The following is a 17292-nucleotide window of genomic DNA, read 5'->3' on the forward strand; positions in this document are numbered from 1 at the left end:
GAAGTATGCGCAAGATTGCCCGTTTAAAAATACGTGCCAAGTACCTCCTGGCAGGGCTTTCGTGTGCGGCCGTGCTGGCCGGTTGCGCCCAGGTCAAGTACTACTTCCAGGCGGCGCAGGGCCAGTATTCGCTCTGGTCCGATTCGCGCTCAGTCGATGACTGGCTGGGCGATCCCAATACCGAACCGAAACTGCGTGCCCGCCTGGAAAAGGCGGTCACGATCCGCAAGTTCGCCGTGCGCGAACTGGGCTTGCCGGATAACGCCAGCTACAAGCAATACGCTGCCCTGAACCGCCCCTTCGTGCTGTGGAACGTGGTTGCCACGCCCGAGCTTTCCCTGCGTCCCATCCAGTGGTGCTTCCCGATCGCCGGCTGCGTGGCCTATCGCGGCTACTACAGCAAGGAAGATGCGATGGCGTATGCCGAAGAACTGCGCAAGGAAGGCGACGACGTGCAGGTCGGCGGCGTTCCCGCCTATTCCACGCTGGGCTGGTTCAGCGATCCGCTGCTGTCCACCTTCATCAATTATTCCGACGCCGAACTGGCCCGCATGGTGTTCCACGAACTGGCCCACCAGGTCGTGTACGTTCCGGGCGATTCCCGCTTCAATGAAGCGTTTGCATCGGCCGTCGAGGAAGCGGGCGTCGACCGCTGGCTCGAGCTGTACGGCAACGAGGCGATGCGCGAAGCGTATGTCCGCTACAGCATGCGCCGCAAGGAATTCCTGGCGCTGCTGGTCAAGCACCGCCAGATGCTCTCCGAGCTGTATGCCAGCAAGGCCAGCACCAAAAAGAAGCGCGAGGAAAAAGCGCGCATCTTTGCCTCCCTGCACAGGGAATATGGCGTGCTCAAGGCGAACTGGGGCGGCTATGCCGGCTACGACCGGTTCTTTGCCGAGAAGCTGACGAATGCCCACCTGGCCGCCGTGGCCACCTATAATGATCTTCTGCCCGGGTTCAAGGCGTTGCTGGCCCAGGAAAAAACGTTCCCGCGCTTTTATGCTGCGGTGCAGCGCATGAGCAACCTGCCATCCGTGGAGCGCAGCGAACGGCTGGCCGAGCTTGCGCGTGCGGCGGCGCCCACTCCGGCCGTGACGGTCGTGGCAGAAAAGCAGGCGGAAACCGCCGGCGGCCACTGACGCCCGTATCCGCTGTAATCCGGCGCACGATGCTGCGCCGCCGCAGGCTGCTTCACCCGTGCGCGGCTTTCCGCGGCCATGGAAAGCCGCAAAAAGCGCTTGCATACGGCCCTGCCTGCCGATAGCATCTTAGCGCGCAGATAGTACGAGCGTTCGTTTTTTGGAAGTCGACACCGCGACAGCCCGCCAGCCCTGTGCAGCCGGCGGCCCATGACAGCGGGGCGAGCCACGATAGCCCTGCAATAAAACGGAGACAAGAGGCACAGCATGGACAAGATCTGGTTGAAGTCGTACCCATCCGGCGTTCCTGCCGAGATCGATCCGAACCAGTACCGCTCGCTGGTACACCTGCTGGAGGAATCGTTCCAGAAGTATGCGGACCGCAAGGCGTTCGTGTGCATGGACAAGCACATCACCTTCGGCGAGCTCGATACGCACTCGAAGCGCATCGGCGCCTGGCTGCAGAGCCGCGGTATGAAGCCGGGCGCGCGCGTGGCGCTGATGATGCCGAACGTGCTGCAATACCCGGTCGCGCTGGCGGCCGTGCTGCGTGCCGGCTATACGGTGGTCAACGTCAATCCGCTGTACACGCCGCGCGAGCTGGAACACCAGTTGGCCGACTCGGGTGCGGAAGCCATCGTCATCCTGGAAAACTTTGCCCACACGCTCGAGCAGGTGGTGGGCCGCACGGCCGTCAAGCACATCATCGTGGCCAGCATGGGCGAGATGCTGGGCATGGCCAAGGGCCTGGTGGTCGATTTCGTCGTGCGCAACGTGAAAAAGCTGGTGCCAGCGTATTCACTGCCGAACGCCGTGCGCTTCAAGGAAGCACTGTCGCACGCATCGGGCATGAAGCTGACGCCGGTGGAAATCACGCATGACGACGTGGCCTTCCTGCAGTACACCGGCGGCACCACCGGTGTCTCGAAAGGCGCCACGCTGACGCACCGGAACGTGATCGCCAACGTGCTGCAGGTGGAGGCGTGGTCGCAACCCGGCCTGGCGAAGGAGCCCCGCGTCGCGGAACTCTCGATCGTGTGCGCGCTGCCGCTGTACCACATCTTCGCGCTGACGGCGTGCGCCATGTGGGGCATGCGCATGGGCGCGCTGAACATCCTGATCCCGAACCCGCGCGACATCGGCGGTTTCATCAAGGAACTGGCCAAGTACAAGTTCAACATGCTGCCGGCCGTGAACACGCTGTACAACGCGCTGGTGAACCATCCCGATTTCCATCATCTCGATTTCTCGGGCCTCAAGATCGCCAACGGCGGTGGCATGGCCGTGCAGCAGGCCGTCAACGACAAGTGGCTGAAGGCGACCGGCGTGGCGATCATCGAGGGCTACGGCCTGTCGGAAACGGCGCCCGTGGCCACCTGCAACCGTTCCGACAGCACCGCGTTTTCCGGCACGATCGGCTTGCCGATTCCGTCGACCGACGTAACGATCCTCGATGACGACGGCAACGAAGTGGCGCTGGGCCAGCCGGGCGAAATCGCCATCCGCGGCCCGCAGGTCATGGTCGGCTACTGGAACCGGCCGGAGGAAACGGCCAAGGTGATGACGGCCGACGGCTACTTCAAATCCGGCGACGTGGGCGTGATGGACGAACGCGGATATGTGAAGATCGTCGACCGCAAGAAGGATATGATCCTGGTCTCGGGCTTCAATGTCTATCCGAACGAGCTCGAAGCCGTGGTGGCCGCGCACCCTGGCGTCCTCGAGGTGGCCTGCGTCGGCGTGCCGGACGCGCACTCCGGCGAGGCGGTCAAGCTGTATGTCGTGCGCAAGGATCCGCAACTGACCGTCGAAGCGCTGATGGCTTATTGCAAGGAAAACCTGACCGGCTACAAGAAGCCGAAATACATCGAGTTCCGCGACGAACTCCCGAAAACGAATGTCGGCAAGATCCTGCGGCGCGTGTTGCGCGACGAGGCCACGGCCGGCACCCGGGAAGTGGCATGACGATGCCCCCGCAAGGCATTCCCGCATAACAAAGACAAGCGAAAGAAGAGGCACCGCATGGAAAAAATCTGGTTGAAATCCTATCCCGAAGGCGTACCCGCCGAGATCGACGTCTCGCAGTACACCTCGGTGACGCATCTGCTGGAGGATTCGTTCCGCAAATACGCCGACGACAAGGCCTACGTCTGCATGGACAAGTTCCTCACCTATGCGCAGGTCGACCAGATGTCCCGCAAGTTCGGCGCCTGGCTGCAGGGCAAGGGGCTGCAGAAGGGCGCCCGCGTGGCGATCATGCTGCCGAACGTGCTGCAGTATCCGGTGGCGATGGCCGGCATCCTGCGCGCCGGCTTCACCGTGGTCAACGTCAATCCGCTGTACACGCCGCGCGAACTGGCGCACCAGCTGAAGGATTCCGGTGCCCAGGCGATCATCGTGCTGGAAAACTTTGCCAACACCGTGCAGCAGGTGCTGCATGAAACGCCGGTCGAGCACGTGATCGTGGCCACGATGGGCGACCTGCTGGGCGCCGTGAAGGGCACGATCGTCAACCTCGTCGTGCGTCACGTGAAGAAGATGGTGCCGGCGTTCTCGCTGCCGCGCGCCGTGCCGTTCAAGCAGGTGCTGGCCGAGGGCGGCCGCATGACGCTGCACCCGGTGAAGATCGGTCACGACGATATCGCCTTCCTGCAATACACGGGCGGCACCACCGGCGTTTCGAAGGGCGCCGTGCTGCTGCACCGGAACGTGGTCGCCAACGTGCTGCAGAACGAGGCATGGCTGCACATGGGGCCGCAGCAGGAGCAGGTGGTGTTCGTGTGCGCGCTGCCGCTGTACCACATCTATTCGCTCACGATCAGCGCCTTCATGGGCATGCGCCTGGGCGGCCTGAACGTGCTGATCCCGAACCCGCGCGACATCCCGGGCTTCGTCAAGGAGCTGGCGAAATACCGCGTGACCGTGCTGCCGGCCGTGAACACGCTGTACAACGCGCTGCTGAACAATCCCGATTTTGCAAAGCTCGACTTCTCCAGCTACAAGGTGTGCAACGGCGGCGGCATGGCCGTGCAGCAAGCCGTGGCCGACAAGTGGCTCAAGCTCACCGGCACGCCGATCATCGAGGGCTACGGCCTGTCCGAAACGTCGCCGGTTGCCACCGCCAACCGCGTGGACATCAAGGAATTCACGGGCACGATCGGCCTGCCGATCCCGTCCACCGAAGTGACGATCCTCGATGACGACGGCAACCCGGTGCCGCTGGGCACCGCCGGCGAAATCGCCATCCGCGGTCCGCAGGTCATGGCCGGCTACTGGCAGCGGCCCGATGAAACGGCCCGCTCGATGACGGCCGACGGTTTCTTCAAGACCGGCGACGTGGGCATCATGGACGAGCGGGGCTACACGAAGATCGTCGACCGCAAGAAGGACATGATCATCGTTTCCGGCTTCAACGTGTACCCGAACGAAGTCGAAGGCGTGGTGGCCGCGCACCCGGGCGTGCTCGAGTGCGCGTGCATCGGCGTGCCGGACAAGAATTCCGGCGAAGCCGTGAAACTGTTCGTGGTGCGCAAGGACCCGAACCTGACCGCGGAATCGCTGATGGAATTCTGCAAGCACGAGCTGACTGCATACAAGAAACCGAAGTACATCGAGTTCCGCGACGACCTGCCGAAAACGAACGTGGGCAAGATCCTGCGGCGGCAGTTGCGGGACGAGAAGCGCGCGGCTTGAGTGTTGGCAAACTTGTTAACCCCACAGGCAACTGCCGGGGTCAGACCGTGGTCTGACCCCAGGGTTACGCCTCTGGGGTAAAGCCTGGAACGTATCTCAGGCGGCAATCACTCCCGCCTTCCCATCCTCCACCGCGAACCTCGCCAGCGTCCGAATCCCGCTGGCCTTGTCCCGCACATCGTCCAATCCCTGGAACAGCACCGAAGTCCGCTCCGGCGTGATCTCCATCAGCATGTAGCCACGCCGGTCGCTGCGCCCATACCTGATGTGCGGGTTCATCTCCACGTACTGCGCGGTGCGTTCCTGCGGCCGTGAGCTCGACGTGATCGAGGTGCCGCAGAACTCCGTGGCCACGACCGGGTTGCCGGCCGCGCGCGGCCGCGTCGGGTCGCGCCGCAGCTCGGCCGCATAGAACGTGTGCACGTCGCCGGACAGCACCAGCGGATTGGCGGCGCCACTCGTGCGTACCGCGTCGAGCAGGCGCTGGCGGGCGGCCGGGTAGCCGTCCCAGCCATCGGTCCAGAAGCGGCCATCGCTGGCGCGGCGGATCGCCACCTGCGACGACTGCGCCATCAGTGTTTGCTGGGCCAGCACGTTCCAGCGCGCCTTCGAGCTCTTCAGTCCTTCGCGCAACCAGGTCTCCTGCGTGGAACCGAGCATCGTGCGCCGGCCGTCGGCCAGCATCGCGCAGGCATTGCGGTAGACGGAATTGGAGCCGCCGCGGTCCGGCCGCGCACAGGCCTGCGGCGAACGGTACTGGCGGTTGTCGAGCACGTGGAATCTCGCCAGCGCGCCCCAGTCGTAACGTCCGTACATGCGCACATCCTCGAATCTGCTCCGGCCTCCTCCAGCCGTGAAGCGCAGCGGCTGGTGCTCGCAATAGGCCTGGTAGGCGGCGGCGCGACGTGCGGCAAAGTCGGGCGTCAGCAATTCGTCCCGCATGCCGCTGTAGTCGTTCGCCACCTCATGGTCGTCCCACGTCATGATCCACGGCGCCGCGTGGTGCGCGGCCTGCAGGTCACGGTCGCTCTTGTACTGCGCGTAACGGGCGCGGTACTGGTCCAGCGTGAAGCTTTCGTCGCGGCGCACGGCCCGCTGCGGATGGTCCAGGCTGTATCGGCCCCACTCGTAGATGTAGTCTCCCAGGAAGGCAACCAGATCGGGTGCGGCTTGCGCGAGGTGGCGCTGGGCGGCGTAATGGCCGAACTCCCAGTGCTGGCACGACGCCACGGCCAGCTTCAGCGCGCGGGGCAGGGTGCCGGGCGCGGGCGCCGTGCGGGTGCGTGCCACGGGGCTCACTGCATTGCCCAGCATGAAGCGGTACCAGTACCAGCGGTCCGGCCGCAAGCCTTTCACGTCGACGTGCACGCTGTGCGCCAGGGCCGGCATGGCGGTGGCCGTGCCGCGGGCGGCAATGGTGCGGAATGCCTCGTCTTCGGCGACTTCCCAGCGCACCGTGAACGCCACTGGCGGCGTGGTGCGGGCATCGAGCGGATCGAACAGGATGCGCGTCCACAGCACCACGCTGTCGGGCAGCGGCGCGCCGGAGGCCACGCCCAGCGTGAAGGGATAGGGCGTGTTGCGCGGCGCGGCCGCGCACGGCAGCACCGGGCCGAGCGCCGCCAGGCCTGCAACCCTGGCACCCGTCAGCAGCAACAGCCGGCGGCCGTGCTCCATCCGCTTACTTGTGCATCAGCGATTCGATCGGCGGTACCGGCCGCGGCTTGCGGTCCGACCCGGTGGCCACGTAGGTCAGCGTGGCTTCCGTGACCTTGACGATGTCCGCCTGCAGGCGGTTGCGTTCCGCATAGACCTCGACGTTGACGGTGATCGACGTGGTGCCCACCCGGACGATATCGGCATAGAACGACAGCAGGTCGCCGACGAACACCGGGTTCTTGAAGACAAAGGAATTGACGGCGATCGTGGCCACGCGCCCATTGGCCCGGCGGGTGGCCGGCAGCGAGCCGGCAATGTCGACCTGGGCCATGATCCAGCCGCCGAACACGTCGCCATACACGTTGGCATCGGCCGGGGCGGGCATCACGCGCAGCTCCGGCATTTTGCCCACAGGCAAGCGATTTGGGGCGAGGGTGGGCGTTACATCGGGCGTAACGGTGGGCGTGGTCATCGTGAAATCTCGTTGAAGGCTACAATTGGGTCCCAGATTCTAACGCCAGCCAGCCCGTCATGCGTCGTTCCGCCTATTCTTCCGAACCGCCCCCGCCCGGCCGCCCTGGCCGCAGCGATCTTGCCACCCTGAAAACGTTGCTCCCTTATTTATGGGTGTACAAGTGGCGGGTCGGCCTTGCCCTGCTGGCGCTGGTCGGCGCCAAGCTGGCCAACGTGGGCGTGCCGATCGTGATGAAGCACCTAGTCGATGCGATGACGCTCAAGCCGGGCGATCCGCGCGCGCTGCTGGTGCTGCCGGTCGGCTTGCTGGTCGTGTACGGCATACTGAGGCTGTCCACCACGCTGTTTACCGAGCTGCGCGAGTTCCTGTTTGCCCGTGTCACGCAGCGCGCCGTGCGCACCATCGCGCTGCAGGTATTCCGGCACCTGCATGCGCTGTCGCTGCGCTTCCACCTGAACCGGCAGACCGGCGGCATGACGCGCGACATCGAGCGGGGCACGCGCGGCGTCGGCTCGCTGATTTCCTACACGCTGTTCAACATCCTGCCAACGCTGGTCGAGATCACGCTGGTGCTGGCCTATCTCGTCACCCACTACGACATCTGGTTCTCGGTGATCACGTTCAGCGCGCTGGTGCTTTATATCGTCTTTACCGTGACCGTCACGAACTGGCGCACGCATTTCCGGCGCACGATGAACGACCTTGACTCGAAGGCCAACACCAAGGCGATCGACTCCTTGCTGAACTATGAGACGGTCAAGTATTTCGGCAACGAGGAATATGAAGCGAAACGCTACGACGAAGGCCTGAAGCACTACGAGTCGGCGGCGGTGCGTTCGCAAACATCGCTGTCCCTGCTGAACACGGGCCAGTCGGCCATCATCGCCACCGCGGTCACGCTGATCATGTGGCGCGCCACGGTCGGCGTGGTCGACGGCACCATGACGCTGGGCGACCTCGTGCTGGTGAACTCCTTCATGATCCAGCTGTATATCCCGCTCAACTTCCTGGGCGTGATCTACCGCGAAATCAAGCAGAGCCTGGCCGACATGGAACGCCTGTTCTCGCTGCTCGATGAAAACCGCGAGGTGGCCGATGCGCCCGATGCGCAGCCGCTGGTCACGCAAGGCGCCCAGGTCAGGTTCTCCCACGTGGAGTTCAGCTACGAGCCGAAGCGGCAGATCCTGTTCGATGTGGACTTCACGATCGCCGCCGGTACCACCACGGCCATCGTCGGCCACAGCGGTTCGGGCAAGTCCACGCTGTCGCGACTGCTGTTCCGCTTCTATGAAGTCGACAGTGGCGCGATCACGATCGACGGCCAGGACCTGCGCGCCGTCACGCAGGACTCGCTGCGCCACGCGATCGGCATCGTGCCGCAGGATACGGTGCTGTTCAACGACACGATCGAGTACAACATCGCCTACGGCAAGCCGGGGGCCACGCATGACGAGATCGTGGCCGTGGCGAAGGCGGCATCGATCCACGAATTCATCGACAGCCTGCCGGACGGCTACCGCACGATGGTGGGAGAGCGCGGGCTGAAACTGTCCGGCGGCGAGAAGCAGCGCGTGGCCATTGCGCGCACCCTGCTGAAGAACCCGGCCATCCTCGTGTTCGACGAGGCCACCTCGGCGCTCGATTCGAAATCCGAGCAGGCGATCCAGGCACAGTTGAAGGAAATCGCCAGGAACCGCACGACGATGGTGATCGCCCACCGCTTGTCCACCGTGGCCGACGCCCACCAGATCCTGGTGCTCGACCATGGCCGCATCGTCGAGCGCGGCAGCCATGCGGCGCTGCTGGCGGCGGACGGCCTGTATGCGCAGATGTGGGCGCGGCAGCAAGCCCGGGCCAATGCACCGGATGAAGCCGCCGCATAAGCGTCGGCATTATTGACAGTATTCCTGTGAATACTGATGACTGCGCAGTAAGCACCTGATACAAAACGGTTTCACTCCCTGGCCCGCAATTTGCCTCCATCAGGACGGGGCCGCAATGCATGCGGCCTGGTCGAGGGAGGTACCGTGCGATCAACACCGGTTGTTGCGCTTGCAGCACTGCTGGCCTGCCTGCCGGCGCGTGCGGTTGACGTCATCGACATCGGCTCCCATGCCCGATTGCCGGCTTATCTGCCGATCCTGCCCATCGGTTTTCCCGCCGAATCATTCGCGCCAGCGCCCATGGTGCTAGCACCCGGCTATTTCCCCGCGCCATTCACCAGCTATTTCCCCGGTTATTTTTCCTATTATTTTCCCGCTGATTTCTCGCCGTATTTCCCTTCTTATCCCCTACCATTCCCGGCCCCGCATCCACCCGTCCACACGCCCGGCGATGAACGGGGCGACGTGCCATCGGCCGCCGCGCTGACCGAGCTGGCCCTGATTGCCGGAGCGCAGGCCGCCACCGCCACGGTTGCCGAGCCCATGCCGGTGCCGGAACCGGTATCGGTGCTGATGCTGGCATGCGGTTTGTTGCTGATGGTCCCTGGCGCCTGGGCCTCGCGCTGGTCGCGCCTGGGCGATACCGATTCATTGCTGCAACGGAGGTTTCCATGAGCGGTTTGACAACCGCCGCGCGCGCGGCACTTGGCGCACCTGGCGTCGACAACGTGGATGGGCAGGTCCACCTGCTGGTGCCCGTGGTGAATGTGGGCGACACGGCCCTGTCCGCACTCGAGGTGCATGGGGTCAAGCTGGGTGGTGCGGTGCGCCTCGGGCCGGTCGCATTTCCTGTCGTGCTGGGCATGCTGGAACGGTGCAGCGCGGCGAGCTTTACCGTGTGCTTCGCCGCCGGCGGACTGGCGCCGGGCCGGCGCTACCTGCTCACGCTGGCGGTCAGGTACGCGGTCGGCGGCGTGGTGCACGGCTTGCAGTTGAACCGCTATGTGCGGATACCGGCACCGACCCCGCGCATGGCCGCGCCGCTGCATGCCCGCGTCACCACCGTGCTGGCGCAAAATACGTGGCGCTACACGCTGCACAACGACGAGGCGCCGGATTCCGGCCTGTACATCGCGTCGCTGGCGCTGATGATTTCCGCGCCGGTGATGATCACGGGCACGCCACCCGGGTGGCGCGGCGAAACGGATGGCATCAGCTATGTCTTCTGGCGCGCCGCCGACTACCTGCTTCCCTATCCGCACCACGTCATGCCCGGGCATGAACTGTCGGGCTTTCGTCTCAACAGCCCGCACACGTCGTCGCAGGCTTCGGCGGCGGCCATATCGAGCTGGAACCACGGCCTCGATGCGATCGGCCCCGTGCTCACCGCCGACGTCGACGCCTGCTACGTGCCCACGCCCTATCGGGGCGCATCCGAACCGGGCCGCAAATAAAAAGGCCGGGCTGTCATGCCCGGCCCCGTTACAGGATTGCGTCGCGGTTCAGGTCGGCGCCATCAAGGTCCGCACCATCAGGCCAGTGGCTCGAGGGCGGGATCCTTATCCTTCGAAGGATGGGTCAATTCGCCTTCCCACTTGGCCACCACGGCGGTCGCGATGCTGTTGCCGATCACGTTCGTGGCGGAACGGGCCATGTCCAGGAAGTGGTCGATCGACAGCAGCAGCACCAATCCCGCCTCCGGGATATTGAACTGCGACAGCGTGGCGGCAATCACCACCAGCGAGGCGCGCGGCACACCGGCCATGCCTTTCGACGTCAGCATCAGCACGGCCATCATCGTCATCTGCGTGCCCAGCGAGAGCTCGATGCCGTAGGCCTGGGCGATGAACACGGCGGCAAACGTGCAGTACATCATCGAGCCATCGAGATTGAACGAGTAGCCGATCGGCAGCACGAACGCGGCGATCCGGTTGCGCACGCCGAAGCGCTCCAGGCCTTCCAGCGTTTTCGGGAATGCCGCCTCGGACGACGCGGTGGAAAACGCGAGGATCGTCGGGCCACGCACTTCGGTCAGCAGCTCGAAGATGCGCTTGCCCAGGAAGACGAAGCCAGCAAGGATCAGCAGGCCCCACAGCACGGCGATGCCGAAGTAGAACTCGGCCATGAAGACACCGTAGGTCTTCAGAACGATCAGGCCTTCCTTGGCGATGATGCCGGAAACGGCGGCGAACACGGCGATCGGCGCGAACTGCATCACGTAGCCCGTGACCTTCAGCATCACGTGGGCCACGCCGTCGATCGCGTCCACCATCGGTTCGGCCTTCTTGCCTACGGCGGCGGCGCCCAGGCCGAAGAACAGCGAGAACACCACGATCTGCAGGATCTCGTTCTTCGCCATGCCATCCACGATCGAGGAGGGGATCAGGTGGGTGATGAAGTCCTTCAGCGTCAGGCTGCTGGTGGCCAGGTTGGTCACGTGGGCCGCAGTGTCCAGCGTGCCTTTCAGCGCGTCGCCGGGGCGGAAGATATTCACGAGCACGAGGCCCAGCGCCAGCGACATCACCGAGGCGCCAAAGAACCAGGCAAGCGACTTGATACCTATGCGGCCAACTTCACTGGCATCACCCATGCGCGCGATGCCCACCACCAGCGTGGAGAACACCAGTGGCGCGATGATCATCTTGATCAGCCGGAGGAACATGGTCGTGATCAGCGACATCGCTTCCGAGTACGATGTCGGCGTCTCCATCGTGGTGTTCAGGATATAGCCAACCACGATCCCCAGTGCCAGTGCCACCAGGATCCAGGTGGTCAGGCGATTCTTTTTCTCCATGAGCGGTGTCTCTCCATGCTGGGCGCGCGGCGGCGGGTTGCGCGCCGGTGCCGGGGTTTGCCGTAAAATGATTAATTATCAGGCATTTGTTAGAAAAGTTTCGCGCAGTATCCTTGGGGCATTCAACACTGTCAAGCAGGCTTTGGGCGCACGAATGGCGATGATCGACATACAAAACATCAGCAAGTGGTACGGGCAGTTCCAGGTGCTCGCCGATTGCACCACGCAGGTGGCAAAGGGCGACGTGATGGTGATCTGCGGCCCGTCCGGCTCCGGCAAATCCACGCTGATCAAGACCGTCAACGGGCTCGAACCGGTCCAGCGCGGCGAGATCGTCGTCGATGGCACCGCGGTCCATGCGCCCGGCACCGACCTGCCGCGCCTGCGCGCCCGCATCGGCATGGTGTTCCAGAATTTCGAGTTGTTTCCCCACTTGTCGGTGCTGCAAAACCTGGCGCTCGGCCAGGTGAAGGTGCTCAAGCGCGCGCGCGACGAGGCCAATGAACGCGGCCTGCAGTACCTCGATCGCGTCGGCCTTCTCGAGCAGCAGGACAAATACCCGAACCAGCTCTCGGGCGGGCAGCAGCAGCGCGTGGCGATCGCCCGCGCACTGGCGATGGACCCGGTGGCGATGTTGTTCGATGAACCCACTTCGGCGCTCGATCCGGAAATGATCAACGAAGTGCTGGACGTGATGGTGGGGCTGGCGCAGGATGGCATGACGATGATGGTCGTCACCCACGAGATGGGTTTTGCGCGCCGCGTGGCCAACCGCGTGGTGTTCATGGATGCGGGCCGCATCGTCGAGGATTGCGGCAAGGATGCGTTCTTTGGCGCGCCCCGGTCGGACCGCGCACGCGAATTCCTGGCCAGGATCATCCACTGACGGACGAGGCGGCAACCCGGTGCCGGCGAGCTCCCGCCGGATGCGGCTTGCAAGGGGGTAGAATATCGCATCCGTTTTTCGAGACTTGCCAATGTCCACCTTCGACGCCCCTTCTTCCCTGACCATCATCCGCCCGGACGACTGGCACCTGCACCTGCGCGACGGCGCCACCATGGCCAGCGTGCTGCCGCACAGCGCGCGCCAGTTCGGCCGCGCCATCGTGATGCCGAACCTGAAGCCGCCCGTGACCACGGTCGCCCAGGCCGCCGCCTACCGCGACCGCATCCTGGCCGCACTGCCGGCCGGGCTGTCGTTCGAACCGCTGATGACGCTTTATCTCACCAACAACACGTCGCCGGACGAGATCCGCCGCGCCGCCGAGTCCGATTTCGTGCATGCCGTGAAGCTGTACCCGGCCGGCGCGACCACCAATTCCGACGCCGGCGTCACCGACCTGGCCAATTGCTACAAGGTGCTCGAAGTGATGCAGGAAACCGGCTTGCCGTTCCTCGTGCACGGCGAAGTCACCGATGGCGACATCGACCTGTTCGACCGCGAAGCCGTGTTCATCGAGCGCGTGATGCGCCCGCTGCGCAAGAATTTCCCGGCGCTGAACGTGGTGTTCGAGCACATCACCACCAAGGACGCCGCGCAGTACGTGGCCGAGGCCGAAGGCCCGATCGCCGCCACGATCACGGCGCACCACTTGCTGTACAACCGCAACGAGATCTTCAAGGGCGGCATCCGCCCCCATTACTACTGCCTGCCCGTGCTCAAGCGCGAGGAACACCGCCTGGCGCTGGTGACGGCCGCCACCAGCGGCGACGAGCGCTTCTTCCTCGGCACCGATTCGGCGCCGCATGCGCAAGGCGCCAAGGAAGCCGCCTGCGGCTGCGCCGGCTGCTACACCGCGCTGCATGCGATGGAGCTGTACACGGAAGCATTCGAACGCGCGGGCGCGCTCGACAAGCTCGAAGCATTCGCCAGCCTGAACGGCCCGGCGTTCTACGGCCTGCCGCCGAACGAAGGCACGATCACGTTGAACCGCGAGCAATGGACGCTCCCGCAAACCCTGCCGCTCGGCGAGCAGGAGGTCGTGCCGCTGAATGCCGGCGAAACCATCAACTGGCGCATGGCGTAATCGGTGCTGCCTCCGGTCGACTGGTCGTGTCCGTGGTATGACGCGGTGCGCCCGGCGGCGCAGTCCGCCGGTGCCACCCATGCGGACGCCGATGTCATCGGTACCTTCAGCGCCCGCGCCGCGGTGCTGGGCCTCGTCAACCACGCCGGCCTGCCGATCCGGTTCGTGCCGCAGGCCGCGCTCCCCGAGGGCGCGGCCTATGAAGAGCACATCGGTGCCACCGGCTGCGTCCCCACGCGCGACAACCTGCACGATTTCTTCAATGGCCTCGTGTGGCTGAGTTTTCCGCTGGTAAAGCGCGAACTGAATGCCCTGCAGGCGGCGCAGATCGCCCGCGACGGCATCCGCGCCGAACGGGGCCCCGCGCGCGATGCGGCCACGCTGTTCGACGAGAACGCCGCGCTGCTCGTGGTACGGGACAATGCGGAAGGCGCGGCGCTGGCCGACGCGCTGCGCAACCACCGCTGGCGCGAGGCGTTCGTCGAGCGCGCCGCCATGTTCGGGGCGCAGGCGCAGGTCTGGCTGTTCGGCCACGCGCTGATGGAAAAGCTGATAGCGCCCTACAAGGCCATCACCGCGCACACCCTGGTCGTGGCCGCGCCGGCAGCGTATTTCGCACTGCCGCGCGGAGAGCAGCAGGCATGGATCGATGCCCATGTTGCTGAGCGGCTGCGCGGGGCAGGGTTGCGCAAGGCCGATTTCACGCCGCTACCGGTACTGGGCATTCCCGGCTGGTGGGCGGCGCAGGACGACGCTTTTTATGACGACACCACCGTGTTCCGTCCCAGGCGGAACGCATCCACTCTGGAGAAACCATGACAGTACGAACGATTCGCTGGGGTATCCTCGGCACGGGCAAGATCGCCAAGGCCTTCGCCACCGCGCTGAAGGAAACGCCGGATGCCGTGCTCGCGGCCGTTGCGTCGCGCAGTGTTGATAGCGCTACCGCGTTTGTCGGCGAACATGGCTCGCACGAATTGACGAAGAGCCACGGCAGCTACCAGGCGCTGGCCGACGATCCGGATGTCGATGCGATCTACATCGCCACACCGCACCCGATGCACCGCGAGAACGCGCTGATGTGCCTGAACGCGGGCAAGCACGTGCTGGTCGAAAAGGCCTTCACCGTGAACCGGCGCGAAGCGCAAGACATCGTGGCGCTGGCGCGTGAGAAAAAACTGTTCGCGATGGAAGCGATGTGGACCCGCTTCCAGCCTGCCGTGCTGGAAGCAAAGCGCATCGTGGCCAGTGGCGAGATCGGCACCGTGGCCACCGTGCAGGGCGATTTCGGTTTCGACGCGCCTGTCGATCCCGAGCACCGCCTGTTCAATCCCGCGCTGGGCGGCGGTTCGCTGCTGGACCTGGGTATCTATCCGCTGTCGATCGCCGCTTACTTCCTCGGCCCCGTGAAGTCGGTACAGGCTGTCGGCCAGCTTGCGCCCACGGGCGTGGATCTGCAATGCACGTTCGCGCTGCAGCACGAGAACGGTGGCCTGGCGGCCTGCACTGCCAGTTTGGCGGCGCGCACCCCGGGCGAATTCACGATCAGCGGCAGCAAGGGCTTCGTGCGCCTGCACGGCCGCTTCCACAACACGGAAGAAGTGACGGTGGAACTCGATGATGGCAATCGCCGCACGGTGCGCAAGCCGCGCATCGGCAATGGCTATGCGCATGAAATCATCGAAGTGAATCGCTGCCTGCGGGCAGGGCTGACGGAAAGCCCGGTGATGCCGCTGGATGAAACGCTGGCGCTGATGGGGGTGCTGGACGAGATCCGGCGGCAGATCGGCGTCGCCTACGACGCCGACCGTTGATCAGCGAACGAGGTTGTCGACGCGGCGCTTGCGGGGCAGCAGCAGGACGCCGGCGCCGACCAGCAGCATCGACCAGCTCGACGTTTCCGTGAGCACTGGTTCGGCCTTGTCGGCGGTCTTCGCGGCCGGGGCGGCAACGCCTTGGCCAACGGAGGCCTCGGTCGATGTGGCGCCCGGTGCCAGGACACTGGTTTGAGCCAATGAACCGGCAACTTCCACCGCGGCGGAAGCCGTCGCGTTTACACCAAATGCAAGAGATGCGATTACGAAATATTTTTTGATATTGATCATGTATTTGCAGAAAAGTCCAGATTGTTTGGCATTCTAATGTTGCTAACGATTCAATACAACGACTTTATTCATTGAAGCTTATACATGTTGCTGCAATGCAGCACATCGCACCTGCGTTACACTGTTCCATCATCCAGAAAGGCCTGCCATGTCCAACCCGGCGCGTACCCTCGACCTGAAAACGATCCTGCTTGCCACCGGTGTCGTCCTGACGCTGGCGATGGGCGTGCGGCACGGTTTCGGTTTCTGGATGCAGCCCATTTCGCAGGCCAACGGCTGGAGCCGCGAAACGTATTCGCTGGCGATGGCGCTGCAAAACCTGTTGTGGGGCGCCTTCGGGCCGTTCGCCGGCATGGTGGCGGACCGCTGGGGCACCATGCGCGTGGTGCTGGTCGGTGCGTTCGCCTACATGGCCGGGCTGGCATGGATGGCCACCGTCACGGACGCCACGCTGTTCATCGCCGGTTCCGGCATCCTGATCGGGCTGGGTCTGGCCTGCACGGGGTTCGGCGCCGTCAGCGGCATCATCGGCCGTGCTGCACCGCCAGAAAAGCGCTCCTGGGCGTTCGGCATTTCCGGCGCCGCCAGCTCGTTTGGCCAGTTCCTGCTGATGCCGATCGAGCAGACGATGATTTCCCAGGCGGGGTGGCAGAACGCGCTGTACCTGCTGGCCGCGATCGTCGTGTTCCTGATGGTGCCGATGGCATTCCGGTTGCGTGAACCGGTGGCCCAGGTGGCCGCCGGCCCGCGGCAGGGCATCCGCGAAGCGCTGGGCGAGGCGCTCGGCAACCGCTCGTTCCTGCTGCTGGTGGCGGGCTACTTCGTGTGCGGCTTCCAGCTCGTGTTCATCGGCGTGCACATGCCGGCTTACCTGAGGGACCAGGGGCTGGCCGATCCCAAGGTGGCCGTCATCGCACTGGCGCTGATCGGCCTGTTCAACATCTTCGGCTCCTACTGGGCGGGCAAGCTGGGCGGCAGGCTGCCGAAGCGCTACCTGCTGTCGGTCATCTACTTTTCCCGCGCGGCCGTGATCGCCCTGTTCCTCGCGGTACCGCTGTCGCCACTGTCGGTGTACCTGTTCGCGGCGGCCATGGGCGTGCTGTGGCTGTCCACGGTGCCGCTGACGAACGGCATCATTGCCGGCGTGTTCGGGCTGTCGCACATGTCGATGCTGGCCGGCGTGGTGTTCTTTTCGCACCAGGTCGGCAGCTTCCTCGGCGTCTGGCTGGCTGGCTACCTGTTCGACCTGCAGGGCAGTTATGACCTCGTGTGGGCCATCGCCATCGGCCTGGGGATCATGGCCGGCCTGGCCAACCTGCCGATCGACGAGCGGGCGCTGGTGCGCCCGCACCTGAAGGTGGCGTAAGGAGGCGGAAATGCGAAACATGCGCTGGCGCCGGTTGCTGCTGTGGTGTCTCGCCGCCCTCGTGCTGGCGGCTTGCTTCGCCGCCTACCTGCGGCCGGATTTCATGTTCGACATGGCGACGCGGATCGTCATGTGCTTCTGACCGGGCCTG

Annotated in this window: 16 protein-coding genes; 12 read left to right on the forward strand and 4 right to left on the reverse strand. The window is 64.6% G+C overall.

Annotation, left to right across the window (positions count from 1 at the left end; translation table 11 throughout):
* Positions 1–5 precede the first annotated feature (5 nt).
* The 3 genes from EWM63_RS14695 (at position 6) to EWM63_RS14705 (ending at position 4832) form a co-directional block, all read left to right on the forward strand.
* Positions 6–1139 (forward strand): aminopeptidase, encoded by a 1134-nt coding sequence (locus EWM63_RS14695; RefSeq protein WP_130187190.1) that lies wholly within the window; start codon positions 6–8, stop codon positions 1137–1139.
* A 267-nt stretch (positions 1140–1406) separates the two neighbouring features.
* Positions 1407–3104, forward strand: a complete 1698-nt coding sequence (locus tag EWM63_RS14700; protein ID WP_130187191.1) for a long-chain fatty acid--CoA ligase — start codon at positions 1407–1409, stop codon at positions 3102–3104.
* A 57-nt stretch (positions 3105–3161) separates the two neighbouring features.
* A complete protein-coding gene (locus EWM63_RS14705; RefSeq protein ID WP_130187192.1) occupies positions 3162–4832 on the forward strand; it encodes a long-chain-fatty-acid--CoA ligase in 1671 nt (556 codons plus the stop codon).
* A 96-nt stretch (positions 4833–4928) separates the two neighbouring features.
* On the opposite strand, the gene EWM63_RS14710 is transcribed toward EWM63_RS14705, so the two are convergent.
* The gene (locus tag EWM63_RS14710) at positions 4929–6509 is read right to left on the reverse strand and encodes an alkaline phosphatase D family protein (protein WP_130187193.1); all 1581 of its coding nucleotides are present in this window, start codon (positions 6507–6509) and stop codon (positions 4929–4931) included.
* Between the two features lie 4 nt (positions 6510–6513).
* The gene (locus EWM63_RS14715) at positions 6514–6963 is read right to left on the reverse strand and encodes an acyl-CoA thioesterase (RefSeq protein ID WP_130187194.1); all 450 of its coding nucleotides are present in this window, start codon (positions 6961–6963) and stop codon (positions 6514–6516) included.
* Between the two features lie 59 nt (positions 6964–7022).
* Here EWM63_RS14715 and EWM63_RS14720 point away from each other — a divergent pair, with 59 nt between their 5' ends.
* The 3 genes from EWM63_RS14720 (at position 7023) to EWM63_RS14730 (ending at position 10303) form a co-directional block, all read left to right on the forward strand.
* Positions 7023–8849: an ABCB family ABC transporter ATP-binding protein/permease gene (locus tag EWM63_RS14720; RefSeq protein WP_130187195.1), complete on the forward strand. Its 1827-nt coding sequence runs from the start codon at positions 7023–7025 to the stop codon at positions 8847–8849.
* Between the two features lie 144 nt (positions 8850–8993).
* The gene (locus EWM63_RS14725) at positions 8994–9524 is read left to right on the forward strand and encodes a hypothetical protein (RefSeq protein WP_130187196.1); all 531 of its coding nucleotides are present in this window, start codon (positions 8994–8996) and stop codon (positions 9522–9524) included.
* The gene (locus tag EWM63_RS14730; RefSeq protein WP_130187197.1) at positions 9521–10303 is read left to right on the forward strand and encodes a hypothetical protein; all 783 of its coding nucleotides are present in this window, start codon (positions 9521–9523) and stop codon (positions 10301–10303) included. The genes EWM63_RS14725 and EWM63_RS14730 overlap by 4 nt, the downstream gene beginning before the upstream one ends.
* 77 nt (positions 10304–10380) lie before the next feature.
* Here EWM63_RS14730 and EWM63_RS14735 read toward each other — a convergent pair whose 3' ends face one another.
* Entirely contained in the window at positions 10381–11643 is a 1263-nt protein-coding gene (locus tag EWM63_RS14735; protein WP_130187198.1) for a dicarboxylate/amino acid:cation symporter, read from the reverse strand.
* Positions 11644–11803: 160 nt separating this feature from the next.
* On the opposite strand from EWM63_RS14735, the gene EWM63_RS14740 reads away from it, so the two are divergent.
* The 4 genes from EWM63_RS14740 (at position 11804) to EWM63_RS14755 (ending at position 15484) form a co-directional block, all read left to right on the forward strand.
* Positions 11804–12529 (forward strand): amino acid ABC transporter ATP-binding protein, encoded by a 726-nt coding sequence (locus tag EWM63_RS14740; RefSeq protein WP_130187199.1) that lies wholly within the window; start codon positions 11804–11806, stop codon positions 12527–12529.
* A 91-nt stretch (positions 12530–12620) separates the two neighbouring features.
* A complete protein-coding gene (gene pyrC, locus EWM63_RS14745; protein ID WP_130187200.1) occupies positions 12621–13670 on the forward strand; it encodes a dihydroorotase in 1050 nt (349 codons plus the stop codon).
* A 3-nt stretch (positions 13671–13673) separates the two neighbouring features.
* Complete coding sequence (locus tag EWM63_RS14750) at positions 13674–14489, forward strand: DUF3025 domain-containing protein (RefSeq protein ID WP_130187201.1); 816 nt, start codon at positions 13674–13676, stop codon at positions 14487–14489.
* Entirely contained in the window at positions 14486–15484 is a 999-nt protein-coding gene (locus tag EWM63_RS14755) for a Gfo/Idh/MocA family protein (RefSeq protein ID WP_130187202.1), read from the forward strand. Before EWM63_RS14750 ends, EWM63_RS14755 begins: the two co-directional genes overlap by 4 nt.
* On the opposite strand, the gene EWM63_RS14760 is transcribed toward EWM63_RS14755, so the two are convergent.
* Positions 15485–15775: a hypothetical protein gene (locus tag EWM63_RS14760; protein WP_130187203.1), complete on the reverse strand. Its 291-nt coding sequence runs from the start codon at positions 15773–15775 to the stop codon at positions 15485–15487.
* Between the two features lie 148 nt (positions 15776–15923).
* On the opposite strand from EWM63_RS14760, the gene EWM63_RS14765 reads away from it, so the two are divergent.
* Positions 15924–17141: an MFS transporter gene (locus EWM63_RS14765; protein ID WP_130187204.1), complete on the forward strand. Its 1218-nt coding sequence runs from the start codon at positions 15924–15926 to the stop codon at positions 17139–17141.
* Between the two features lie 10 nt (positions 17142–17151).
* Complete coding sequence (locus EWM63_RS32825; RefSeq protein ID WP_259772507.1) at positions 17152–17283, forward strand: hypothetical protein; 132 nt, start codon at positions 17152–17154, stop codon at positions 17281–17283.
* Positions 17284–17292 lie beyond the last annotated feature (9 nt).

This window comes from Pseudoduganella lutea (assembly GCF_004209755.1).
Lineage (GTDB): Bacteria > Pseudomonadota > Gammaproteobacteria > Burkholderiales > Burkholderiaceae_D > Rugamonas > Rugamonas lutea.